The sequence below is a fragment of the Pedobacter frigiditerrae genome, from assembly GCF_032678705.1.
Classification (GTDB): domain Bacteria; phylum Bacteroidota; class Bacteroidia; order Sphingobacteriales; family Sphingobacteriaceae; genus Pedobacter; species Pedobacter frigiditerrae_A.
In genome coordinates, this window is record NZ_JAVTSS010000002.1 from 672788 (window position 1) to 695210 (window position 22423).

The 22423-nt window shown below is 34.8% G+C and carries 22 protein-coding genes; 11 read left to right on the top strand and 11 right to left on the bottom strand.

Annotation, left to right across the window (positions count from 1 at the left end; translation table 11 throughout):
* Nucleotide 1 precedes the first annotated feature (1 nt).
* Nucleotides 2-640, top strand: a complete 639-nt coding sequence (locus R2Q59_RS13580) for a rhomboid family intramembrane serine protease (protein ID WP_316769839.1) — start codon at nucleotides 2-4, stop codon at nucleotides 638-640.
* Here the strand turns inward: R2Q59_RS13580 and R2Q59_RS13585 are convergent.
* Both R2Q59_RS13585 and R2Q59_RS13590 read right to left on the bottom strand, forming a co-directional pair.
* Nucleotides 623-1591 carry a hypothetical protein gene (locus R2Q59_RS13585; RefSeq protein ID WP_316785871.1) on the bottom strand — a complete coding sequence of 323 codons (969 nt, stop codon included), beginning with the start codon at nucleotides 1589-1591 and terminating at the stop codon, nucleotides 623-625. The genes R2Q59_RS13580 and R2Q59_RS13585 overlap by 18 nt on opposite strands.
* Before the next feature lie 173 nt (nucleotides 1592-1764).
* The gene (locus R2Q59_RS13590; RefSeq protein ID WP_316785872.1) at nucleotides 1765-2898 is read right to left on the bottom strand and encodes a hypothetical protein; all 1134 of its coding nucleotides are present in this window, start codon (nucleotides 2896-2898) and stop codon (nucleotides 1765-1767) included.
* 70 nt (nucleotides 2899-2968) lie between these two features.
* Between R2Q59_RS13590 and R2Q59_RS13595 the strand changes: the two genes are divergently transcribed.
* Nucleotides 2969-4006 carry a dipeptide epimerase gene (locus R2Q59_RS13595; protein WP_316785873.1) on the top strand — a complete coding sequence of 346 codons (1038 nt, stop codon included), beginning with the start codon at nucleotides 2969-2971 and terminating at the stop codon, nucleotides 4004-4006.
* A 47-nt stretch (nucleotides 4007-4053) separates the two neighbouring features.
* Here the strand turns inward: R2Q59_RS13595 and R2Q59_RS13600 are convergent, their stop codons facing one another.
* The 3 genes from R2Q59_RS13600 to R2Q59_RS13610 all read right to left on the bottom strand — a co-directional run bounded on the left by R2Q59_RS13600 (nucleotide 4054) and on the right by R2Q59_RS13610 (nucleotide 5683).
* Nucleotides 4054-4239 carry a DUF6358 family protein gene (locus tag R2Q59_RS13600; RefSeq protein WP_316785874.1) on the bottom strand — a complete coding sequence of 62 codons (186 nt, stop codon included), beginning with the start codon at nucleotides 4237-4239 and terminating at the stop codon, nucleotides 4054-4056.
* Entirely contained in the window at nucleotides 4239-4556 is a 318-nt protein-coding gene (locus R2Q59_RS13605) for a rhodanese-like domain-containing protein (RefSeq protein WP_131551457.1), read from the bottom strand. Before R2Q59_RS13605 ends, R2Q59_RS13600 begins: the two co-directional genes overlap by 1 nt.
* A gap of 497 nt (nucleotides 4557-5053) precedes the next feature.
* Complete coding sequence (locus R2Q59_RS13610) at nucleotides 5054-5683, bottom strand: hypothetical protein (RefSeq protein ID WP_316769863.1); 630 nt, start codon at nucleotides 5681-5683, stop codon at nucleotides 5054-5056.
* 354 nt (nucleotides 5684-6037) lie between these two features.
* Between R2Q59_RS13610 and R2Q59_RS13615 the strand changes: the two genes are divergently transcribed.
* The 3 genes from R2Q59_RS13615 (at nucleotide 6038) to R2Q59_RS13625 (ending at nucleotide 12105) form a co-directional block, all read left to right on the top strand.
* Nucleotides 6038-7150 carry a DUF4407 domain-containing protein gene (locus R2Q59_RS13615; RefSeq protein WP_316785875.1) on the top strand — a complete coding sequence of 371 codons (1113 nt, stop codon included), beginning with the start codon at nucleotides 6038-6040 and terminating at the stop codon, nucleotides 7148-7150.
* Between the two features lie 222 nt (nucleotides 7151-7372).
* Entirely contained in the window at nucleotides 7373-8683 is a 1311-nt protein-coding gene (locus tag R2Q59_RS13620) for a M20/M25/M40 family metallo-hydrolase (RefSeq protein ID WP_316785876.1), read from the top strand.
* A gap of 86 nt (nucleotides 8684-8769) precedes the next feature.
* Nucleotides 8770-12105 (top strand): PDZ domain-containing protein, encoded by a 3336-nt coding sequence (locus tag R2Q59_RS13625; protein WP_316785877.1) that lies wholly within the window; start codon nucleotides 8770-8772, stop codon nucleotides 12103-12105.
* A gap of 131 nt (nucleotides 12106-12236) precedes the next feature.
* Here R2Q59_RS13625 and R2Q59_RS13630 read toward each other — a convergent pair whose 3' ends face one another.
* From R2Q59_RS13630 to R2Q59_RS13640, 3 genes are all read right to left on the bottom strand, one after another.
* Entirely contained in the window at nucleotides 12237-12734 is a 498-nt protein-coding gene (locus R2Q59_RS13630) for a GNAT family N-acetyltransferase (RefSeq protein ID WP_316785878.1), read from the bottom strand.
* On the bottom strand, nucleotides 12731-13294 hold the full coding sequence (locus tag R2Q59_RS13635; RefSeq protein WP_316785879.1) for a thiamine pyrophosphokinase: 564 nt from the start codon (nucleotides 13292-13294) through the stop codon (nucleotides 12731-12733). Before R2Q59_RS13635 ends, R2Q59_RS13630 begins: the two co-directional genes overlap by 4 nt.
* 121 nt (nucleotides 13295-13415) lie before the next feature.
* Nucleotides 13416-14015: a hypothetical protein gene (locus R2Q59_RS13640; protein ID WP_316769878.1), complete on the bottom strand. Its 600-nt coding sequence runs from the start codon at nucleotides 14013-14015 to the stop codon at nucleotides 13416-13418.
* A gap of 105 nt (nucleotides 14016-14120) precedes the next feature.
* On the opposite strand from R2Q59_RS13640, the gene R2Q59_RS13645 reads away from it, so the two are divergent.
* Complete coding sequence (locus R2Q59_RS13645) at nucleotides 14121-14621, top strand: DUF1579 domain-containing protein (protein ID WP_316785880.1); 501 nt, start codon at nucleotides 14121-14123, stop codon at nucleotides 14619-14621.
* Nucleotides 14622-14793: 172 nt separating this feature from the next.
* On the opposite strand, the gene R2Q59_RS13650 is transcribed toward R2Q59_RS13645, so the two are convergent.
* On the bottom strand, nucleotides 14794-15894 hold the full coding sequence (locus tag R2Q59_RS13650) for a DNA alkylation repair protein (protein ID WP_316785881.1): 1101 nt from the start codon (nucleotides 15892-15894) through the stop codon (nucleotides 14794-14796).
* A gap of 537 nt (nucleotides 15895-16431) precedes the next feature.
* On the opposite strand from R2Q59_RS13650, the gene R2Q59_RS13655 reads away from it, so the two are divergent.
* Genes R2Q59_RS13655 through R2Q59_RS13675 form a run of 5 tightly spaced genes read left to right on the top strand, consistent with a single transcriptional unit; the run spans nucleotide 16432 to nucleotide 20632 of the window.
* Nucleotides 16432-17631, top strand: coding sequence for a hypothetical protein (locus tag R2Q59_RS13655; protein WP_316769885.1), 1200 nt, complete (start codon nucleotides 16432-16434; stop codon nucleotides 17629-17631).
* Between the two features lie 50 nt (nucleotides 17632-17681).
* Nucleotides 17682-18209 (top strand): hypothetical protein, encoded by a 528-nt coding sequence (locus tag R2Q59_RS13660; RefSeq protein WP_316769887.1) that lies wholly within the window; start codon nucleotides 17682-17684, stop codon nucleotides 18207-18209.
* Nucleotides 18210-18221: 12 nt separating this feature from the next.
* Nucleotides 18222-18707 carry a hypothetical protein gene (locus tag R2Q59_RS13665; protein ID WP_316785882.1) on the top strand — a complete coding sequence of 162 codons (486 nt, stop codon included), beginning with the start codon at nucleotides 18222-18224 and terminating at the stop codon, nucleotides 18705-18707.
* 5 nt (nucleotides 18708-18712) lie between these two features.
* Nucleotides 18713-19660: a DUF6175 family protein gene (locus tag R2Q59_RS13670; protein ID WP_316785883.1), complete on the top strand. Its 948-nt coding sequence runs from the start codon at nucleotides 18713-18715 to the stop codon at nucleotides 19658-19660.
* A gap of 15 nt (nucleotides 19661-19675) precedes the next feature.
* Entirely contained in the window at nucleotides 19676-20632 is a 957-nt protein-coding gene (locus R2Q59_RS13675) for a hypothetical protein (RefSeq protein WP_316785884.1), read from the top strand.
* A 175-nt stretch (nucleotides 20633-20807) separates the two neighbouring features.
* On the opposite strand, the gene R2Q59_RS13680 is transcribed toward R2Q59_RS13675, so the two are convergent.
* Both R2Q59_RS13680 and R2Q59_RS13685 read right to left on the bottom strand, forming a co-directional pair.
* On the bottom strand, nucleotides 20808-21623 hold the full coding sequence (locus R2Q59_RS13680) for an SDR family oxidoreductase (protein WP_316785885.1): 816 nt from the start codon (nucleotides 21621-21623) through the stop codon (nucleotides 20808-20810).
* 320 nt (nucleotides 21624-21943) lie between these two features.
* The gene (locus R2Q59_RS13685) at nucleotides 21944-22249 is read right to left on the bottom strand and encodes a GxxExxY protein (protein ID WP_316785886.1); all 306 of its coding nucleotides are present in this window, start codon (nucleotides 22247-22249) and stop codon (nucleotides 21944-21946) included.
* Nucleotides 22250-22423 lie beyond the last annotated feature (174 nt).

The following is a 22423-nucleotide window of genomic DNA, read 5'->3' on the forward strand; positions in this document are numbered from 1 at the left end:
CATGATGCAATACTTAAACGATACTCCGGTAGCGTCAATTATATTTATTTTTACATTAATTACAAGTGTTTATGCGTTTAATGACCATAGCGTTTATGGCAAATTCATGCTGCATCCATATTCAATTGTACATCACAAAGCAAAATACTTTACAGTAATTACAAGTGGGTTAATCCATGCCGATGGAATGCATCTTTTCTTTAACATGGCAACATTCTTCTTTTTTGCATTTCCATTAGAGCAGTTGCTTGGCCATTGGCAATTTGGCTTATTGTATATCCTGAGTATGGTATTAGCTGATATTCCTTCCATTTTGAAACACAAAAACGACTATAGATATCATAGTTTAGGTGCTTCTGGAGCAATTAGTGGTGTATTGTTTAGTATGATTTTATTTGCACCATTTATGCAGATTGGCATCCTTTTTTTACCCCCACAATTAGGAATTTGGGCTATAATATTTGGTCCTTTATATTTATTTTATTGTTATTACATGTCTAAAAAGTCCAATGACAACATCAACCATGACGCACACTTTTTTGGTGCTTTAGCAGGTATTCTATTAACCGTTATTTTATTCCCTGGAATTATCCCACATTTTGTTGCTCAGGTTATGACTAAACTAACTGGTGGAGGGTAAAAAAGGCTCCTCAAAATAACTCATTGGAGCTGTTGGGTCTTTAATGATTTCGAATAAAGTATGTCCCCACGGTTTCCAGAAATTTTCTAAAACCTGCCCGTACGTTTTGTTAGCCCAAGCATCAAAAAGCGGTTTGTTTTGCATCCCTTTTAATGGCATGGCATCAATGTAAATTACCTCTTCAACCAGCATGATATTATATTCAGGCAGGCGATTAAACAAGTAAGCTGAATAAAAAAACCGAGCAGCAATTTCTTCGAACTGTTGTTCTGAAAGCTTTTTACCTTTTATAGAATCGATAATTTCTTGATGATATCTTTTATTGGTTCCGTTATCTTGCAAACAAGCGATTATCCCAAAATCCTTAAACTTTAAGGAGAAGGTTAACGTGTTAATTTCATCCCTAAAACTGAATGGTGTATTTTCATTATCTAGTGGCACAACAACGATAGACCAAGGCGTAAAATCTTCTAAAACTACCTCACGATAAATGCTTTGCAACATGGCATGCAGGTTCCCAAACTTATGCATTAAACCTTGCGACATGTTCATTCCATCGCCACTTAATTGCTGTAAACGAATGGCGCCTTGCATTTCTATATACAAAAAGCTGTACATCAATTTACCAATCCAGTTAAACAAATCTATTTCTGGCAGCGCCGATACACCTTCATGACCTTTACCAAAAGCCAAGGCAATCTTATCTTCCAATGGGGAAATAAATTTATCGAGAACAGTGGTATTGGCCGGAACAACTAAGCTTTTATAAGTCCTGATGGTTTCATCTAACAATTGAATTTGTTCGTTCCCCGTAAGGTTTGACATAGATAAAAGCCAGTCTGGCAGTACATTTACGGTTGCCAAAGGAGATGAAAAAGTATCGCCACTTAAAAAGCATTTGTCGTTTTTGAAATCGAAGTTTTTAAAAGGATTGTATATCGCAGTGCTCATTGCTGCAAAACTAGGTAATTAATTTCTGCTAAAACTTTATTGAATAAATTTTAACTTTTTAATTACTTAAAAAGATTTGTCATTCCGAGGAACGAGGAATCTCAAATAAGATTTCACATTGAGATTCTTCGCAAGCTCAGAATGACAAAACTAGATTGAATGACAAACTACATCTAATACTTATTATAAAAATAGCTTATCTCATCTACCAGTTGGGCATAAATTGGTTTGGTAAACTCTACAAATAATGCAGCTGGTGCTGGAGGTAATAGTTCTCTCCTTTTGGTCATCTGCAATTGCTCTTTTGTTAAGGCTCTTTCGTCTCCTTTATAACTTGCCCAGCTATCTTGCCAAACATAAGTTCCTGGCAATCTTTGCTGGCGGATGATGTTATTAGTTTGATAATCAACAATAGTCATGGCTAATAATCCTGATGAAGAAACTTGCTTATTGAAAATACTCAATGTTGCTTTCACAGTTCCATAAACTTTTCCATTTGCTCTGGTATCACTGATTAAAACACTGTCTTTTTTTAATTTCTCCACCCTTTCCTTTACATAGGTTTGTCCTACGATAAAATCATCAAAGTTTAATCTCAATATTTGGTCTGGCGTAATTTTTTGACTGTTTGCTTGTTGCTCCGAGTAAAAAATTACAAATCTGTTTTGTTGATATTTACTTATGAAATCGCTTACTTGTTGTTGAAAGTACTGATTGCTCAATTGGTAATAACTACTGTTTACTTTTACAGGTTGTACCACAACTTTAACAACTGCAGCCCAATAAGCATCATCCATTTTATTTTTTACATCTTTATAGTTAGGATAAAAATATTGTGCTTTTTCAAAATTGTAATAGGCATTTTTAGCACTAACACGATTGTTTTCATTCATTTGGTTTATACCCAAAGTATAACGAACTTCTGCTGCTTTATATTTACTATCTTCAACTTCGTTGATATATTTCTGAGGATTCGGGATCAAGTTTAAAGCAACTGGCGAACCACTAACTTCATCGCTTAATTGATTAATTTTTTGGTAATGAGCCAATATAGTTTCCCATCTCAAAACATCTGAAGAAACTTTTGCTTCATCAATTTTACGTAAGTGCTCTTTTAATGCTAAATCATAAGCAATTGGTAAAACATACATTGCTTCTGCATTTTTAGGAGAACTCTTTAAACGGTCAACCGATTTAAAAACAGATTGGTCGTAGTTTCCTTTTTGTAATGCATTTTTTCCGGTGGTACATCCAACAATTAGTATGGATAAATAAAGAAAATACCGTAATCTTGAAATAGTTTTCATGGCTATTGGCGTTAAATGAACAAATATAACCTAAGGTTGTGAAACCCCTTTAATGATTAGACGATAAATAATGAAAATAAGTTGCAAGGAGTTTGAATTAGAATTAAAACATCCATTTTCGATTTCGAAATTTACCAGAACAAGTACGCCATTATTGCTTCTAAGGTTAAATTATGAAGGTTTTATTGGTTATGGTGAAGCAAGCATGGTTCCTTATATGGGCGAAAGCCAGGTTACTGCAGCTTCATTTTTAGCAAAAGTAGATTGGAATAGGTTTCAACACCCATTTGATTTTGCAGCAATTCATCATTATTTAGATGAAATTGGAAAAGGAAATCCAGCAGTAAAAGCTGCGATTGATATTGCTTTGAATGATATTAACGGTAAAATTTTAAATCAGCCTTGCGCCACTATTTATGGAGCCGATAAGACTAAAATGCCAATTACTTCTTATACTTTAGGCATTGATACACCTGAAGTTTTAAAAGAAAAAGTGGCAGATGCCAAAGGGTTTAAAGTGCTTAAAATAAAACTAGGCAGAGATAATGATAAAGAACTCATACAAACGATACGCAGTGTGAGCAATTTGCCTTTATATGTTGATGCAAACCAAGGTTGGAGCAATAAAAAAGAAGCGATAGATATGTGTTACTGGTTGCACGACCAAGGTGTTTTGCTAATTGAGCAACCAATGGACAAAACCAACCTAGAAGGAAACGCTTGGTTAACACAGAGAAGTCCGATACCGATTATTGCCGATGAAGCTGTGCAACGTTTAGGAGATATGGACAATTTGAAAGGCGCTTACCACGGCATAAACATTAAGCTGATGAAAAGTGCCGGAATTTACGAAGCACATCAAATGATTTTAAAAGCCAGAAGTTTTGGAATGAAAATCTTAATTGGCTGCATGAGCGAAACCTCAATTGCTACTTTAGCAGGAGCGGCTCTAGCTCCACTTTGTGATTGGGCAGATTTAGACGGACCTTGGTTAACCAAAAACAATCCATTTGATGCACCAGAGATGAAAGATGGTCGATATATTTTAAACGATTTGCCAGGCTTGGGATTGACTGGCGGAGAGGGGTTGTTTGGACAAGAGAAATAGGTTGATGGTCAATAGACGATGGTCCATTGACTATCTACCATCATCCTCTACTTCTTCAAATCTTTATTTACGCTTTTAAGCAGTTGTACTTTTACATAAACAAATGCCACAAAAGTTGCTGCAAAGAATGCGACAACTAGCGGGCTTTTATTACTGTATGCCCATCCTATTCCAAAAATAGAAAAGATGATACCTACATTAAAAAGTACGTTTAAGATAATCTTTTTGCGCATTAGTAAACAGGCATATTTGGATCAAAGGCTTCTTGCCAAGCCAAAATACCACCTTTTAGGTTATACAAGTTATCAAAACCATGCATTTGCTCTAATTGCATAATTGCTGCAGCACTTCTTTTACCACTACGGCACTGTACAATTACAGGTTTATCTGTTGCGATTTTTTCAGTTTCAATTAAAATTCCGCCCAAAGGGATGTTTAATCCATCTAGGTTAGAGGTTTCATATTCGAATGTTTCTCTTACATCAATCAATTGAAAATCTTCTTTATTATCTATTTTTTGCTTTAGTTCTTGTACCGAAATTTCTTTCATGATTTTTTATTTTTTCAAATGTACAAAAATGAATAATAAGGTAAAGTCTTAGAAAAGTCTTAAATTAAAAATCCCAAAAGCTTAACAATTGGGATTAATTTGATAATTTTTTTGGAGCGTTATGCTGCTGGGTACCACTCAATGTTATTAAGTAAAGGAATTGTCGGTCTGAGCGTAGTCGAAGGCTTATTCAATTCATCAATCAAAAAGGATTCCTTCGACTACGCTCAGGATGACATCCTTTTTTGATCTTATTTACCTAATGTAATGAAATTGGGGTGCCGCGGCACCCTGGGTTAAAATCCCAAACCTATGCATTTTGGGAAACCCGACATGGCAACCCACCGTTGTACTTAAACCCGGTGGCAGTGACATACTTTTTGCATAAGGAAACAACAAATTATTACTGCCGTTAACAAAAAGATATAGCGAACAACGGGACAGCAGCCCACCAAAAGCTACTGTCCCTTAATTTTCAAATGCTTAACTTTTTAGATTTATTTCGATTTATCGCCAGCCATTGCTTTGTTGGTAGCAATTAGGTTTTGGGTCATTTTAGCGTTATAAGAAATCTCTTGTTTTAAAGCAACGAAAGCATTTTTGATATAAGCCATAGATTTTAAGGCTTTCATTGCCTTCATTACACCTGCACTTTTAATCTCTCCTGGCATGGTTAATAATTCTTTAGAAGATTTCACTAACTCCACGCCCATGGTTACAAACATTTTAGATAAGGCAATTAATTGGTCTGGTTGCACAGGTGTAACGCCTGTTGCTGGGTTGCCATCCATTGTCTGACCAGTTACACTCGCATAAAATTGAGGTATAGAACCTCTAGTAGTTTTCATTTGGTCTATTAGTTTTGCTGCCATTGTTGTTAAAGCATCTAAACCTCCAATACCAGTTTCTTTTGGTGCCTGCAACTTATCTACCTTAGCTAATTTTTCTAAAAAGTCTTCTGATTTAGATAAGGCTAATAAAGCTGCACGTTGAGCTTTTAATTCATCTAATGATAGTGTTTTTGAATCTGTTACCTCTGCTGGGTTTTCTGTTACATTTTCGTCTTGAGCATTTGCGGCAAAGCACAATGATAATGCGAATACTGCGGTTAGTAATAATTTTTTCATGATGATTATTTTTTTGTTAGGGTTATGATTATTTTTTTGATAAATATCAGCACAACAGCAAGTTACATCAATACCCTAGTGTCGGTATTTTCATCTACCCAACAGTACGTATATTAAATTATAAACATCCTGCTCGTTAATATAGGGGCTATTTTTTGTTGATCATTCCTAATATGATTAAGTATAAGCAATTGGTATTTTAAACTTACTTTAAGCGAAAAGTTAGAGATTTATCTCTTTGCTAACCCCAAAAAATATATCAGCCATTATTAGATGAATTTATTAGCCGTTTTTTTGTAACAAGTTGCCTTTAAAAGCGTTTAATATTCAAATCTTGATTAATTTGCTACAATTATGAATGGCATCTCTCGTTTCTTTTGGTTCTGCTCCGGCGCTCATTTAACTACATTAGAAAAACATCCTACAGAACACAACAAATATTTAGGCATAGGCGCTACCATCTTTTTTACTGGTTTGTTTGCCGCATTATCTGGGGGTTATGCCATGTATTTCGTTTTTAAAGGTGGAGATTTTGCTTGGTTATTTGCCTTGTTTTTTGGCTTAATTTGGGGCTTGGCCATCTTTAATATGGATAGGTATATTGTATCTAGCATTAACAAGAATGCTACAACTAATAAACAAATTTGGCAAGCTACACCTCGTATTCTTTTAGCCATCATGATTGGGATGGTAATTTCTCGTCCCCTGGAATTAAAGATTTTCGATAAAGAAATTAAAGAACGTTTAAATGTTAGTTACTTAAATGGCCAACGTTCAAAAATTGACACCTTAAATAAAGCCTTCGATAAAAAATATACCATTGAAATTGGCAAGTTAAATGATGCTAAAGCCGAACGAGATTCATTAGCCGCAGCCATCAAGGCTGATAGACAAAAGCTAAACTTTGAGATTTTTGGAAATAAAACCACTGAAACTTCGGGTGTAATGGGCTATGGTCCTTATGCCAAAAGGAAGGAAGCAGAGCTGAAACAACGCGAACAAAATTTAGATACGTTGACGAAAGATGTTCGCCAAATGGAAAAATTTGTCGACGGAAGGAAACAGTTTGATGGTTTAATGACTGAGAAATTGTACACCACAAAACAACTAGATAGCTTAAGTAACATTGCTGGTTTTGCAGATAGAAACTGGGCGCTAGGTCAACTTAGTTTTAATGTTGATGGCACTAGAGATACCAATACTGCCATCGCAGTAACTTTTATTGGTTTGTTGTTCATCTTCTTTGAGTGTTTACCTGTTTTTGTAAAGTTAATGAGCAGTCGCGGACCATATGATCATGCAGTAGAAAACATTGAAACTACTCAAGTTCATTTATCAGATAAAGACAAAGAATTTGAGATTGAGGTAGCAGATGGCATTCACGAAACACGTGTAAGTACCGAGATAGAAAAGCGAAAGGAACAGATTCGAAATAAAGCTCGAAGGGATTTAAGTTCTGAAGAGTAGTTCAAAATTTTTAGCCGCAGATTTGCAGATGTAAAATAATCTGCGAATCTGCGGCTTCTTATTTAAAGTTAAATAGTATAACTTCTTCAATCAAGTAATAATCTTCACACAAATTCTACTTTTTTTATTGATTAACATTACCTTAAAGCCATATTTAAACCAAACTTCCTGAATAATCGGGATGTACGCTAAAAAGAATCAAGAATCCTAACAACTTATACAATGAAAAAAACACTTTACACCTTATTCTTAGCTTTTGCAGTTTCAGTTGCATCTGCTCAAGACATTAATAAAATTATTACCAAAGATTACGTAGACCACTTAATTAAAACCTTAAGTAGCGATGAAATGCAAGGTCGTAGAACTTTTACGCCAGGCATTGATAAAGCAGCGTCATTTATAGAAGGTGAGTTTAAACAAATTGGTTTAAAACCTTTGGAAGGTGCTTCAGGTTACCGCCAAACTTTTTACAAATACCAGTTTAAACCAGTATCTGCAAAAGTAACCATAGATGGGCAAGTAGTTCCAGCTGAAAACATCGTTGTGGTTGGCCATAACAATGAGCAATTGTCTTTTGATCAGACCAATAGTGATGGTTTTATCAAGCTTGACCCCTCAAAAGATTTTATAACCCAATATAGAGGCTTAGCAAGAAGCGGTAAAAAACAATTGGTTTTAGTTAATATAAATTTTGTTGATGCCTTCAATAGATTGAAAGGTCAGGTAGGAAGAGCGGTTGACGAGAAGGATTTAAATCCTGCTAAGCCAGGGGCGATAGTTTTTGTGTTAGATAAAGACACTGTTGCAAAAGATTTTAAGGTTGAGTTGAAAAATGAAATCGTTAAAATGCCTTTGTTTAATGTTGCTGGTATCATCCCTGGAAAATCAAAAGCTAAAGAGTTAGTGATTTTCTCTGGACATTACGACCATATGGGAATTGTTAAAGCAAAAGATGGCGACAGTATCATGAATGGCGCTGATGATGATGCTTCTGGAACTTCGGCAATGATTGCCTTGGCTAAATATTACAAAAAACTAAATAACAATGAGCGTACGTTAATCTTTGTAGCTTTTACAGCTGAAGAAATTGGTGGCTTCGGTGCTCGCTACTTCTCACAACAGTTAAATCCTGATGACGTAGTTGCCATGTTCAACATAGAAATGATTGGAAAAGATAGCAAGTTTGGCAAAAACACTGCTTTTATAACAGGCTATGATAAATCAGATTTCGGACAGATTTTACAGAAAAACTTAGCTGGTACCGAATTTACCTTCCATCCAGACCCATATATTAAAGAGAACTTATTCTACAGAAGCGATAATGCAACTTTAGCAGCTTTAGGTGTTCCTGCTCATACTATCAGTACAGATAAAATAGATGTCGACCCATACTATCATCAGTTAACCGATGAATATAAAACATTGGATGTAGAAAACATCTTATCAACCATTAAAGCTATTGCAAAAAGTGCGGTAAGCATTGTAAAAGGAATTGATACACCAACTCGTATCCCAAAACTAGGACAACGTTAATAAGCTTAAAAAATAGCCGCAGAGCGCAGATTAATAAACCTCAAATTAATCTGCGAATCTGCGGCTTAAATTAAACCAACATACTAATGAAAATTTTAAAATCTTTTAATCGCTCTCTTATTGGGTCTGCAATTCTGGCAACTCAGTTTATTACTCCGGCTTTTGCTCAAGATAACGAGACCTTATTATTGCGTAGTCCATCAGTAAGTGCCAACAACATTACCTTTGTTTATGGTGGCGATATTTGGGTTGCCAATAGAGATGGGAGCAATGCAAAAAGACTGACTGTAAATCCTGCGGTTGAGTCAAGTCCTATTTTTTCTCCGAATGGAAAAATGATTGCTTTTTCGGGCAACTATGATGGAAATAACGACGTTTATATTATCCCGATAGAAGGTGGCGAACCAAAAAGAGTAACTTATCATCCAAATGGTGATGCCGTAAAAGGTTGGTTAAGTAATGATGAATTATACTTTACCTCAACTCGTGAATATAATTTCGCGTTAAGTCCGAGAATGCACAGCATTAACATTGACGGAACTAATGAGAAAGCATTACCAATGCCGGAAGCGGTTCAAGGTTCACCATCTACTGATAAAAGATACTGGGCGTATATTAAAAATACCGACCCAACAGATCGTTCAAATGTGGCTTTCAAAAGATACAGAGGCGGAGGTATGCCACAAGTTTGGATTTTCGATACACAATCAAAAAACATTGAAATCATCCCAGGAACTGGAGCTAACAATGTAAAACCACAATGGCTTGGCGATAAGGTTTATTACCTATCAGATAAAGATTTAACCTTAAACCTTTATAGCTATGATGTTAAAAGTAAAAAGGTAGAGAAATTAACTAATTATAACGATTACGATATCAAATCATTAGTTGCAGGAAATGGTGCATTAGCTTTTGAACAAGGTGGAAAGATTCATCTTTTAGATGCAAAAACAAATAAAGTAACTGATATCAGCATAAATATTCAGGCTGATGCCCCTTACAAACGCCAACACTATAATGATTTAGCGAACGACATTCGCAATTACGAAATCTCTCCAAAAGGTGTTAGAGCACTGTTTGAAAGCAGAGGCGAAATCTTCTCTGTTCCAAAAGAAAAAGGTGATGCTAGAAATCTGTCATATTCTCCTGGAAGTTATGAGAAATATCCAGGTTGGTCGCCAGATGGAAAATACATCTCCTATTTGTCTGATAAGAATGGAAAATATCAATTGGTATTGCAAAATCAAGTAACCAAAGGTGCGCCAGAATATATAGATTTAGGAGATACGCATTTTTATTTCCAGCCAACTTGGTCGCCAGATAGTAAAAAACTGTTCTACAGCGATAGCCATTTAAATCTTTACTATATCGACATTAATACACGCAAGCCAGTTTTGGTAAAACAAGATAAATTGGGTTCACACACCAATAGAACTTATAACCAATTACAACCGGCTTGGTCTACGGATTCTAAATGGATTTCTTACGTGGCTACTCTACCAAATACTTTAAGTGCTGTTTTTCTATTCAACATTGAAAAAGGAACACATACACAAATTACAGACGGGATGAGTAATGCTGCTAACCCAACTTTTAGTAAAGATGGAAAGTATTTATTCTTTATGGCAAGTACCGATGTGGGTTTAACAAATAGCGGCTTGCACATGTCTGCTTATCAACGTCCTGTTAATTACACTGCTTATGCTTTAATACTTTCTAAAAAAACGCCTTCATTATATAAAACTGAGAGTGATGAAGAAACTGTAAAAGCGGATGATACTGAAGCCCCTAAGAAAGAAGAACCTAACCCGCCTGCCGGACGGACAGGAAAGGAAGATGCTAAAAAAACTGATAAAGATAAAAAACCAGCTCCAGCAGTTGCTGCTACAACACCAGCCAAAAAACCTGTAGAAATTGATTTAGATAACTTAAGCAATAGAATTATTGCTTTACCTCTTACTGGTGTATCTGGTCTTGACGGCGGTGTAGATGGCCAATTATTATATGTAAAAGGTGGAGAATTAAGTGCTTTAGATTTAAGCAAAATGGAAACCAAATCTTTAGTTTCTGGTGTGTTTGGCGCAAATGTAAGTGCTGATGGAAAAAGTATGATGTATGCCATGCGTGGTGGCTATTACATAGTTCCTGCTGCTCAAAAACCAGCAACTTCTGAAACTGGAAAAATTAAATTAGACGGTATTAAAGTGCTGGTAGACCCAACTGCAGAATGGAAACAAATGTTTAATGAGGTTTGGCAAATGGAGAAAGAATATTTCTATGCAGAGAATATGCATGGTGCAGATTGGCCGGCCATTAAAGTTAAATATGAGAAGTTTTTGCCTTATGTGAATCATCGTTCAGATTTAGCTTATTTGTTTAATGAAATGATGGGCGAAATGGTGGTTGGACACAATTATATTTACCCTGGTGATGAGCCTACAGCACCAGCAGTTGGTGTTGGAATGCTTGGAGCTGATTATACCATAGAAAATGGTTTTTATAAAATAAGCAAAATCTTTAACCGCTTAGATTGGAACCCAACATTTAAAGCTCCATTGGCAGAGCCAGGATTAAACATTAACGAAGGAGATTACATTGTTGCAATTAACGGAGTTCCATTAGATTCTAAAACTTCTATCTATAGTCTCTTTGATTTTAAAGCAGGTAAACAAGTAGCTATCAAAGTAAATAGCAAACCAACATTGGTTGGCGCTAGAGAAGTTGTTGTTGTGCCTATATCTGCCGCTGCAGAAATGGAATTAAGAAAAATGGCTTGGGTAGAAAAAAATCGTAAAAAAGTTGATGAACTAAGTGGTGGTCAAATTGCTTATGTGTACATGCCAAATACTGGTCAAGACGGTTTCACTTATTTTAATCGTTACTATTTCTCGCAAATGGATAAAAAAGCCTTGTTGTTAGATGAACGTAATAATGGTGGTGGTTCTGTTGCCGATTATGTAATTGATTTATTAAGTCGCGAATTGGTGAGTTACTGGGCCATTAGAGATGGCAAAAGTTTCACCACACCAGGTAATGGTATTTTTGGGCCAAAGGCGATGTTAATTAACGAGAATGCAGGCTCTGGTGGCGATATGATGCCATATATGTTCAAGGAAAAAGGCTTAGGTAAATTAGTTGGACGTACAACTATGGGGATTTTGGTTGGTATTAGCGGTTACCCTGCCTTATTAGATGGTGGTAGCATTACTTCTCCAAACTTTGGGATTTACGATACGAAGGGAAAATGGATTATTGAGAACGAAGGTGTTGCACCAGATATCTTTGTAGAACAAACTCCAAAAGATTTATTAGAAGGTAAAGACCCTCAACTAGAGCGTACCATTAAATTGCTACAAGATGAGATGAAAACCTATAAATATCCTAATGTAGCTAAACCAAAAGACCCGATAAGAGGGCATTAAACAATTGGCAGTTTTTGGGTTGCCGTCATTCCCGTGAAAACGGGAATCGTAATGCATAAAACCTACTATCGCATTAAGATGCCCAGTCAAGCTGAGCATGACGACACGCTTTATAAACCAAATTGGAATTGCTAACTAAGCGCCAGCTCCATTACAAAATCATCCATAACGAATCCGTTGCCAATATCTATGGTAACGGATTCTTTTATTTTAAAGCCGCTTTTAAGGTAAAAATCTTTGGCTTTATTGTGCTTGTTAACGTTTAGCTCGAGAGATTTTCCACCGTTGCGTTTAGCTAAATTAAGTACTTCATTCATTAATATTTTACCCACACCTTTACCATGCATTTCTGGCAATACATAAATTTTGTGGAGTTTATAAACATCGTTTGCTGTATCTACGATAGAATAACAAGCAAACCCAACATCCTTATCTTCTTCAGAAGCCATTAAAAAAACATAACCTTTTTCTAGTTGAGCTAACAATTCACCTTGGTTATACATTAAATCTAACATATAGCGTAGTTGCTCATCACTAATGTAAGCACTGTAAGTAGCAGGCCAAATTCTCTCAGCTAAATCTGCCACAATTGGCATGTCTTCTGCCTTCGCTCTTCTTAAAAGTATCATAACAATTCTGTCAAAAACAAATATTCAGTAATAAATTCAAAACTCACAAAACCATCTTTTATTACCTCAAAAGTACCTTCATCAATTGGTTTTAAATTACTGGTTTCGAAATACGAAATAATGTCTATTTTAAAAATGGTACCAGCAGGTTTCCAAACACTAAAGCCAGGTTTAACTGGATAACTCTTCTCCGTTTCTGTAAACAACACAATATCTATATCTGAAATTAGGTGTGCTAAATCATCAAATTTATTTTCTTTACTAATAATATTTACTGCCGGATATTTCTCTGAAATTAAATATTTAACAACCGCTTGTAGGCTTTCCGTTGGTGAGAGAATCCACTTTGTGTTTTCCTGAATGTGAGTGCTTTCTTCGTTGCCAATGACTACATCAACCTTTAGACCTAAAGAGATAGCTTTTTCATATTCGCTACTTGCCACCAATAAAGTTGGGCTCCATTCTAATAGCTGACCAAGATATTCTTCATCGAAATTGCCTAAATGATGAATATATAAAGCTGGCTCTTGTTTTTCTCTTACAATGTGGTGTGATGACATAAAGCGAAGTTAAATTAATTTTAGATTTACTAAACATATCTTCCGCAGATGACGCTAATTATGCAGATTTTAATCAGCGTAATCTCCAAAATCAGCGGGCAAAATTAATCTTAACAAATCATTATTTATCAAACGTAGAATTCTTAAAAGCATTCAATAACGTTTGCTTGTCAGTTTCATTGTTGTAATTAATATTTACACCAAAATCATACCCTCTAATAAATTGATTAAACATAATCTGGTTCATCAAAACTTCTCCACTTGGCCCATAAATTTTAATGTAAAATGTATTAAATGTTTGCCCAGCAATTTCTTCTCTTCCTGATAAGGTATCTACTTTAATTTCCTGGTTAGTGTATGTATCAAATATCAATTTCCTAACTTTCTGATTATTCCTTAAAAACCTTTCTTGGTCTTCGCAAGATTCAATTAATGCAAAAAGTGAATTGAATTGGTTTTTTTGAAAATTTACTAGATTTATAGCGCCATCTGTTTCTACTTTACCTTCGGCAACTTTATTAAGTGCTTCTTTTCCTTTCTGCATATTAGCTTCAATTCTGGATTTACTTAAAGATTGAAAGCCTTGAGGAATTTTTATTGTCCAGCCAACTTCCAGACTTGTATAAATCCCTGGTTTTGGTTTTTCCTCTTTTGGAGTTGATGAATTGCAAGCGGCAAAAACAACAATTGATGTAATTAAGAGTAAAGAAATCCTTTTCATAATTTGGTATTTAATAAGCTTTATCAACTTTATAACAAGTAGCAAAGAAAGTTGACAAAGCTAAAATGAAAAGTAAATTTAAATAAATTCTGTATTTTAGTATTGATGAGCAAAAGTAAATTCGAAATTAGCAAAGAAAGTGGTCAACATTTAAGATTGGCAACATTAGTAGGTAGCTGGGATGGCAGCACTCGCACTTGGTTTGAGAAAGATATGCTGGCAGATGAATCACCGATGCGTGGAAAAATAACGCTACTTATGGATGGTCGGTTTCTGAACTATGAATATGAAGGAACATTAAATGGCAAACCTTATGAAGGCAAAATGACTTGGGCTTACGATTTAGGCAATGAAAAATGCCAATGCAGCTGGATAGATACCTTTCATATGGGCACAGCAATAATGCATTCTGAAGGTTCAGAAACTGGAAATGGTTTTTCAGTAACAGGACAATATGGATGGATTGGAATTGGGGAACCTTGGAGCTGGAGAACAGAATTAGAAATCATCAACTCAGACCAATTTATACTGAGAGCTTATAATATCTCGCCAGAAGGAGATGAAGCGAAAGCTACAGAGACTATTTATCACAGGATAAATTTGTAGTCGATAGTGGTATCAGTCTGAGGGTAGTCGAAGACTATTTTAGTAATACTCAAAAGAGATCCTTCGAACTACGCTACCGATGTAAAATCGGCACAAGTCAGGATGACGGATTTTTTTGGTATTAATCTACTGGCTAAGAAAGTGTATTTGACATCCATCAAATGCAAAAAATCTAACCTACCAACTCAAAATCTCCTATTACTGTTTCTAGTCCATTTACCATTATAGCTAATTTATGGTGTCCAGTATAAAATTTTCTAGTGGTAATTAACTTAAAACTTTGTCTGCGTTTTACTTTTATTTCCGCACCTGCGGAATAAGATTTCTCGCTAATTTTAAAAACCTTACCTGCTAAGCCGCCATTGTTTTTCAAGTAATAAAGCGTGTATTCTAACCTGACATACCGTTCTATAGCATCTTCGTTTTTAATAGTGAAAGAAAACTCAACTTCGCCACCGATATTAATTTTTGGTGTTTCAATTTTAAAATCAGTAACTGATAAACGATTTGCATCTAATCCATAAAAACTTAAAATTTCTGGATGCCCACTTTTTAATAAACTTCTAGAGGCGTGTTTAATAATCGCATCAGTTTCTTTACCTAAACCTTTCCATTTTTTGGCAATGCCAATCACAACATCAGGGTTATCTTTTGTAATGTCGTTTAAATTATTGGCAACACTTCTTCTAACATATTCTGACGAATCATTTTTCAAGTTCTCCAAAATTGGAAGGATTAAAGATGGGTCTTTTTTAAGTGCTGGGATTGCTGCTCCCCATGGTAATCTTGGTCTACTTCCTTCACTTGCAAAACGGCGAACGTGATGGTTTGGGTGAGATGACATTCTCAACATTTCAACCATCATTCTATCTCCATATTTTAAGAGAAATGGTCTAACCGCAAATTCTGCACTTATAAATTGGGTTAAAAACTCGAGCGCTTTTATAGAATTATCGAAATCTCCTAATCCGTAAGTCGCTATATAATCAGGCAGAAACATGAATACCAATCCCTGTTCTCCGAAACCATCTTCCCTTAATTGCCCAACAATTAGCTCCATTAATTTTGCACTTTCTGCAAAATCTTTTGGCATAAAATCATATAGGATTTTTGTAGTATGTTGTACTCTTTCTTTCCATTCCATTTTATAAAAAGCATCCGACAAAATGGATTTCATAAATTTTTCAGGCACAAAACCAGGTATAATTTTTTCCAAGCTAGATGCCAATCTTTCGTAAAATGATTTATTATAGATGTCTTTAATTAATCCCATAAGGAAAATGATTGCATAGATTAAATTTGATTGTACAGATGGAAATAGATCATTTATACTGTTGGAAAATTAAGGAAAGAATTGACGCAATTGCAAACAAGATTTCAACAAAATCAGTTATAGAATTAATTAACAATTACGCAATTTTTTATCGTGATTTCCTTTCAATCACCTAATAGCATAACTAATTAGTTGATAACAAAATACCTAATTATAGGTATTTCATCTTGTTTTTAATATGTTGAGATTTAGTAAATAAAATTAACTATAAAACAAAAACGAATTAACCTATGCGATAAAGAGAAAGTGAGCATCCAATAAATGGATTGGCGACAAACTCTTTTTCGTAAACTCTGGCTCTCAAATCCAGTAAATTTTTATTTATGGAAAGAAAAACACGTTCTAAGGCCCTTTTTTTGGCTATTTTTTGGTTTCAATATCGAGCGTAAAGAATCAAGCTGCAACAACTTATAAGATATTAAACATCTTAGAAATTTCCTTCAACTAATAATTTTCGCACTCAAACACAAACAGATCATGAAAAAAAACTTACTAATTATCGGACTTATAATCTTTGTAATGCCGCTCTCTTATGCGCAACAGATTAAAAAAAATAGTGATAGCGTTTCTGCAAGTTACAAACGTAGTTCCCTTTATACATTAATGACAACCAACTCATCAAGGGAGTACGAAACGGATATTCAAAAGTATTTTGTTGATAGGGTTTTACCAGACAAGTATAACAACCACAATTTAAGTGATAGATACATTGAAGCTACTAGTGCGAAAGACGAATTAACTAACATCAAGAACTATTTAGCAGCTAATAAAGTTGCACAGAAATTAGTAGCAAAATGGTTTAACAGAAGTGAAAAGGGAGGTTTTAATATGAACCTCATTAAAGAACGAGGATTTTATGATGCAAATATTTTAAACATTGAAGTTGCAAAATCAAGTAAAAGGGGTTTAGCCGCATTGGCTGATGCTGGGGAAGAACTAGTTGGTAACACCTTTGTACTGGTAAATGATTCTAAATACACCAATAAAGAAGAAGTAGCTGGTAAAGCCAGGGCGCTTTTAGGTGCTTTTGCCTCTAAACTTGGTGCTGTAGGTAGCCAATTGGCCGACCAAGGCTTAAAAACTTTTGGTAAAGGCTTTGTTGTAGCTACTCACTCACATTTATTTAAACTGGTATGGAATGAGGAAATACAAAGCAGATTTTATAACGAACTATGGGCTGATGACAAAACTATAACTCCTGCAAAAAAACTAGCTTTCGATAATGCCGATTTCTTTAAACTAGAATATATTGGTACAGACAAATCATTTGCAGATGTACAGTCTACTGCTTATACTACCAAATCAAATAGCGAATTAATTGGAAGGGCGACAGTAAAATCAATAGAGAATGTAATTTCTAAACTACAAGCTGAATATGATGTGTTTAAAACAAAAATGCCTTTGTATAGCATTGAGCCATTAACTGCAAAAATTGGATTAAAAGATGGTGTAACAGAAAAAACCAAATTCGAAGTTTTAGAACAACAAGAAGACGACAAGGGTAAAACAAAATTTGTACAAATTGGAACCTTAAAGGTTGATACCAAATACCCTATTTGGGATAATAAGTTCGCAGCCGATGAGGAAAATCCTAATCAAAAAACTGATAAAACCTATTTCAAAAAAGTAAGTGGTAAAGATTTTTATCCTGGATTATTAATCAGACAGGTTAAGTAATTAATATTGACTGCGCACAAACCATTAATCAATTCTAAATCATTATAAAAATGAGCATTAAATCAATTCTAATTATTGCCCTTACCACAATAACATTTGTAGCAAAGGCACAACAAAAATTTACAAAAGTTAAACCTACCGAAGAAGATAAACAAACCTATGCTTGGAATTATGAGATAGAATGTGCTGGCGTGGGTACAGATGGAATGTATTTGGTAAAAGTTTACACGATTTCAAGTAAATCAAAATTAGATCTTGAACAAGCTAAAAAGAATGCAGTTCATGGCGTAATTTTTAAAGGATTCCCTGGTAAGGATGGGTGTAAATCTCAAAAAGCTATAGCCACAAACCCTAATGTTGAATATGAAAAAAACGATTTCTTTATGAACTTTTTTCAAGACAACGGCAAATACATGAAATATGTTAGCTTATCTAACGCGGGCCAAATTGATGCAAAAGATACCAAAAAGGTGGGTAAAGAATACAAGATTGGGGTAATAGTAACGGTATCAAAAGATGCTTTACGCAAAGATTTAGAAGAGGCTGGGATTATTAGAGGATTAAACTCTGGATTTTAAAAAATTAAACAGATGAAAAAATTAAAATTAATCGCATTTCTAATAGCGATAATAAGCTGTTCATGCAGTCAAAAAGTAGTTTTGGACAAAGGCAACTATAATTATCAAGTTGCGGGAATTACTACAGATGGTAATGGGCGTTTGATTGTAAAATCGTTTGCAACAGGCAGAACTTACGATGAAATTAAGGTAAACGTGTTAAAAAAGGTAATTAGAGAAATTGTATTTGTTGGTATTACCAATGGTAGTAGTGCCATGTTTCAAAAGCCAATTATTACCGATGTAAGAGTAGAAACTGAGAAGCAAGATTACTTCGCTAAATTTTACACTTCGTTATTATCATCACAAGACTTTGTAAGCATTTCAAGAGAATTTGCAACCAAACCAGAAATTAAAATGCTAGAAAAGACACAAAATTTAGCGTTAGGTTTTGAAATTTCCGTTGATAGATCGCGAATAAAAGAAAAACTCATTAACGAGGGCATAATTAAAAATTAAGTAACATGAAAAGAAAAATACTTCTGGTTATAACGATAATACTTTTGCATACACAGGTATTTTCGCAGGCAAAAAAACCCCGTATAATGATTGTGCCAAGTGATGCTTGGTGCATAACAAAAGGTTATTATTCGTCTTTTGATGATCAAGGCACAAAAAAACAAATACCTGATTACAAAAAGGCATTTCAAAATGATCTTGATTTGAAATTAGTCATTAGCAAAATTAATGGCATAATGGCAGAGAAAGGTTTTCCGCTAATTAGTTTAGAGCAAACATTGAAAAGCTTAGAAAGCAATAGTGCTGAAGATGCAATATTGACTTCAAAAACAGGAGGTGGCATAACAGAATCTCCAATTGACAAGTTGCGTAAAACAGCAAAAGCTGATATAATTATGGATCTTTCTTATCGTGTAAACGAAAGTGGACCAAAAAAATATGTGAGTTTTATACTGGCTGGACTAGATGCTTACTCAAATAAAGAAATTGCAACAGCAACTGGTAACGGTGCTCCTTCTTTTTCAGTTGATGTGCCTATTTTATTAGAGGAGGCAGTACTTAACCACATGGATAATTTTAGTAATTCGTTACAAAAGCATTTTGATGATTTGTTTGAAAACGGTAGGGAAATTTCCATCTATGTTAAAAAATTCGACACCTGGTCTGGCGACTTAGAAAAGGAATATAACGGTGAAGAATTAGGAACACTGATTGAAAACTGGATGAAAGCAAATACTGTAAAGGGTCGTTTTAGTACAGCAGATGCTACAGAAAATCAAATGCATTTTGACCAAGTACGCATTCCGCTTTACGATGCTTCAGGTAACGCTATAGATGCTAGAGCTTTTACAAGAAATTTGCAAAAATTCTTAAGCGCAGCTCCTTTTTCAATTGTAAATAAATTGATGACAAAAGGGCTTGGTCAAGCAGTAATTGTTTTAGGAGAAAAATAAACTAAACGAAAAAACATGAAAAAATTATTATTTTTCTTAGTTGCCTTATCGCCTGTTTTTGGTGCGTCTGCTCAAAATAGCCAAGGCAAGGTTGACGATTTTGGAAGGATTACCTTAGCGGCTTATGTTCCAGAGCAAATAGATGACATGCCTGTTTCAGCAAGGAGCATTTTGTCTAATAAATTGAGCCAAATTGTTACGGAAAGCGGCTTGGGTGGAAGCGCCATGAATGAACGTTTTATCATTACGGCAAATGTAAGTGTTATGTCTAAAAACATAACCCCAACTGCACCTGCTATGCATGCTTTGTCTTTAGATATTACGCTTTATATTGGTGATGGTATTGATGGCACAAAATTCTCAAGCACATCGGTAAGTGTTAAAGGTGTGGGAGAAAATGAAACCAAAGCCTACATCTCAGCTATAAAAGGTATTAGTGCAAACAATAATGCCATTAAAACTTTTATAGAATCTGGAAAGGCTAAAATTTTAAAATACTACAATACAAAATGTGATTTTATCATTAGTGATGCGCAAAGCTTGGCTAGTCAGGGTAGATATGAAGAGGCTTTTTATAAGTTATCAGGCATCCCTGAAATTAGCAAAGATTGTTATAACAAGGCAAGATCAATCATTATCCCTATTTACAAAAAACACAGGGATAAGATTTGTCAAACCAGATTAATGGAAGCAAAAACCATTTGGGCAGCAAGCCAAAATTATGATGGTGCCGTTGCTGCTGGCGATATTTTAAGTCAGATAGATCCAACTGCTGCTTGTTATGGCGAAGTGAAAAAATTCGTTGCTGAAATTGCTAAAGGTGTGAAAGAAAAAGACAATAAAGAATGGCAGTTTATATTTAAGCAACAACAATTAGATTCTGATGTTCTAAAATCAGCTTACAGTTTAGGTATGGCTTATGCCAACCGACAACCGCAAGCTGTAGTTTATAACGTAAAAGGCTGGTGGTAAATTAGTGTCTCTCAATTTAAGGTTAAAAATCTAGGCTAATATTTATTAGTCCTAGATTTTTTGCTTTAAGACCAACTGGTTCTTAAAAATTGTTTTTCTTAAGAACGAATAGAATTTTAAAGGAGATTCTTCGCTTCGCTCTGCATGACCAGTTAGCTCTGAATGACAAAACTTATTAAACTCCGCTGTTCACGAAAAAGCCACCATCAACATTAATAACCGTTCCAGTTACAAAAGCAGAGGCATCGCTCAATAACCATTGCAAAGCTCCAATTAATTCATCGGTATCACCAAAACGCTTAAATGGAGTTTGCTTAATTACCAAGTTACCACGTTCGGTATAAGAACCATCGGTATTTGTTAACAATGCTCTATTTTGTTCTGTTAAAAAGAAGCCGGGGGCGATGGCATTCATCCTTACCTTATCACCAAAACGATTAGCCAATTCTACAGCGAACCATTGCGTATAACAGTCGATCGCAGCTTTACCCATACTATAACCCAAAACCCTAGTAATTACTCTTTTCGAGCTCATAGATGAGATGTTTACAATGCTTCCAGTTCCAGCTTCCAACATGGCTTTACCGAAAATTTGAGTGGGAATTAATGTTCCCCAAAGGTTTAACTCCATCGCTTTGCGCATACCATCTACATTCATTCCAAAAATGTCATCATCTTTCATGATAATTGCTTCTGGAATATTTCCACCAGCTGCATTTACCAAGCCATCAATTTTGCCAAAAATTGATAAAACTTTATCTTTGGCTTGTTCTAAAGCTTTTTCATCCAGCACATCTGCAATTAAAGCAATTGCCTTACCTCCATTTTTAATTACTTCTTCTGCTCTTTCGTTTGCAACTTTTTCATTTCTTCCTAAAATTCCAACCGTTCCCCCTGCTTCTACTATCCCTTTTATAAATGATTTTCCAATGATGCCTGTTCCGCCAGTTACAACGATTACTTTTCCTTCTAAAGAGAATTTATTATCCATTTTTGCTTTTTATATCAATTGTTATTCAATTTTCTAAGGTAGTAAATCTATTTTTCATAAAGCTTATTGACAATGTGCCGATTCTACATAAAGAAAATATTAGCCCGCGGATGAACGCTAATTACGCAGATAAAAGAAGATTAGGATTTACCGAATAGAATGTCTTCGCTAAAAAAATCTGCGCAATCCCCAAAATCTACGGGAGAAAACATAGACCCGCTGATAAACGCTAATGTCGCAGATAAAAGAAGATTAGGTTTTACTGAATAGAATGTCTTCGCTAAAAAATATCTGCGCAATCCCAAAAATCTGCGGGAAAATTAAAGTCCATTAACTTTTCTAAAAATAGAGTCTGTAATGTTAGAACTGTTAAAATTTACCAGTAACCCTAATTTTAAGCCAGAAAGTTTAAGATATGTCAGCAACTGAAGATGGTGTAATGATTTAAGAATTTCAACAGATTTTATTTCTACAATTACCAAATCATTTATTAATAAGTCAATCCTATAACCACCATCAAGTTTTACACCATCAAAAATTACTGGAAGCGACACTTGTTGCTTAACATCTAAACCATTTTCTTTTAAAACATGAGCAAGAGTTAATTCATAAACTGACTCAAGCAATCCTGGACCAAGAACATTGTAGACAGTAAAAATTGCCCCCGAATTTTATAAGATATTTCATTTTCATCCATACTTAATAATGTTTAAATATTAAATTATAATGGATGATCAAATGAATATACGTTTTATGTAAACACAATCCAAAAGCTGATAAATATTAGCCCGCTGATGAAC

Excerpts from the sequence above, each read along its gene's own strand:
- R2Q59_RS13610 (WP_316769863.1), bottom strand. The coding sequence starts at position 5,683 with ATGAAAAAATTATTACTAACCGCAGTATTCGCATTATCATTGTGCTTT.
- R2Q59_RS13625 (WP_316785877.1), top strand. The coding sequence starts at position 8,770 with ATGAAAATTTTAAAATCTTTTAATCGCTCTCTTATTGGGTCTGCAATT.
- R2Q59_RS13595 (WP_316785873.1), top strand. The coding sequence starts at position 2,969 with ATGAAAATAAGTTGCAAGGAGTTTGAATTAGAATTAAAACATCCATTT.
- R2Q59_RS13670 (WP_316785883.1), top strand. The coding sequence starts at position 18,713 with ATGAAAAGAAAAATACTTCTGGTTATAACGATAATACTTTTGCATACA.
- R2Q59_RS13650 (WP_316785881.1), bottom strand. The coding sequence starts at position 15,894 with ATGGGATTAATTAAAGACATCTATAATAAATCATTTTACGAAAGATTG.
- R2Q59_RS13680 (WP_316785885.1), bottom strand. The coding sequence starts at position 21,623 with ATGGATAATAAATTCTCTTTAGAAGGAAAAGTAATCGTTGTAACTGGC.
- R2Q59_RS13655 (WP_316769885.1), top strand. The coding sequence starts at position 16,432 with ATGAAAAAAAACTTACTAATTATCGGACTTATAATCTTTGTAATGCCG.
- R2Q59_RS13605 (WP_131551457.1), bottom strand. The coding sequence starts at position 4,556 with ATGAAAGAAATTTCGGTACAAGAACTAAAGCAAAAAATAGATAATAAA.
- R2Q59_RS13640 (WP_316769878.1), bottom strand. The coding sequence starts at position 14,015 with ATGAAAAGGATTTCTTTACTCTTAATTACATCAATTGTTGTTTTTGCC.
- R2Q59_RS13660 (WP_316769887.1), top strand. The coding sequence starts at position 17,682 with ATGAGCATTAAATCAATTCTAATTATTGCCCTTACCACAATAACATTT.
- R2Q59_RS13675 (WP_316785884.1), top strand. The coding sequence starts at position 19,676 with ATGAAAAAATTATTATTTTTCTTAGTTGCCTTATCGCCTGTTTTTGGT.
- R2Q59_RS13620 (WP_316785876.1), top strand. The coding sequence starts at position 7,373 with ATGAAAAAAACACTTTACACCTTATTCTTAGCTTTTGCAGTTTCAGTT.
- R2Q59_RS13630 (WP_316785878.1), bottom strand. The coding sequence starts at position 12,734 with ATGATACTTTTAAGAAGAGCGAAGGCAGAAGACATGCCAATTGTGGCA.
- R2Q59_RS13580 (WP_316769839.1), top strand. The coding sequence starts at position 2 with ATGATGCAATACTTAAACGATACTCCGGTAGCGTCAATTATATTTATT.
- R2Q59_RS13615 (WP_316785875.1), top strand. The coding sequence starts at position 6,038 with ATGAATGGCATCTCTCGTTTCTTTTGGTTCTGCTCCGGCGCTCATTTA.
- R2Q59_RS13665 (WP_316785882.1), top strand. The coding sequence starts at position 18,222 with ATGAAAAAATTAAAATTAATCGCATTTCTAATAGCGATAATAAGCTGT.
- R2Q59_RS13635 (WP_316785879.1), bottom strand. The coding sequence starts at position 13,294 with ATGTCATCACACCACATTGTAAGAGAAAAACAAGAGCCAGCTTTATAT.
- R2Q59_RS13645 (WP_316785880.1), top strand. The coding sequence starts at position 14,121 with ATGAGCAAAAGTAAATTCGAAATTAGCAAAGAAAGTGGTCAACATTTA.
- R2Q59_RS13600 (WP_316785874.1), bottom strand. The coding sequence starts at position 4,239 with ATGCGCAAAAAGATTATCTTAAACGTACTTTTTAATGTAGGTATCATC.
- R2Q59_RS13585 (WP_316785871.1), bottom strand. The coding sequence starts at position 1,591 with ATGAGCACTGCGATATACAATCCTTTTAAAAACTTCGATTTCAAAAAC.
- R2Q59_RS13590 (WP_316785872.1), bottom strand. The coding sequence starts at position 2,898 with ATGAAAACTATTTCAAGATTACGGTATTTTCTTTATTTATCCATACTA.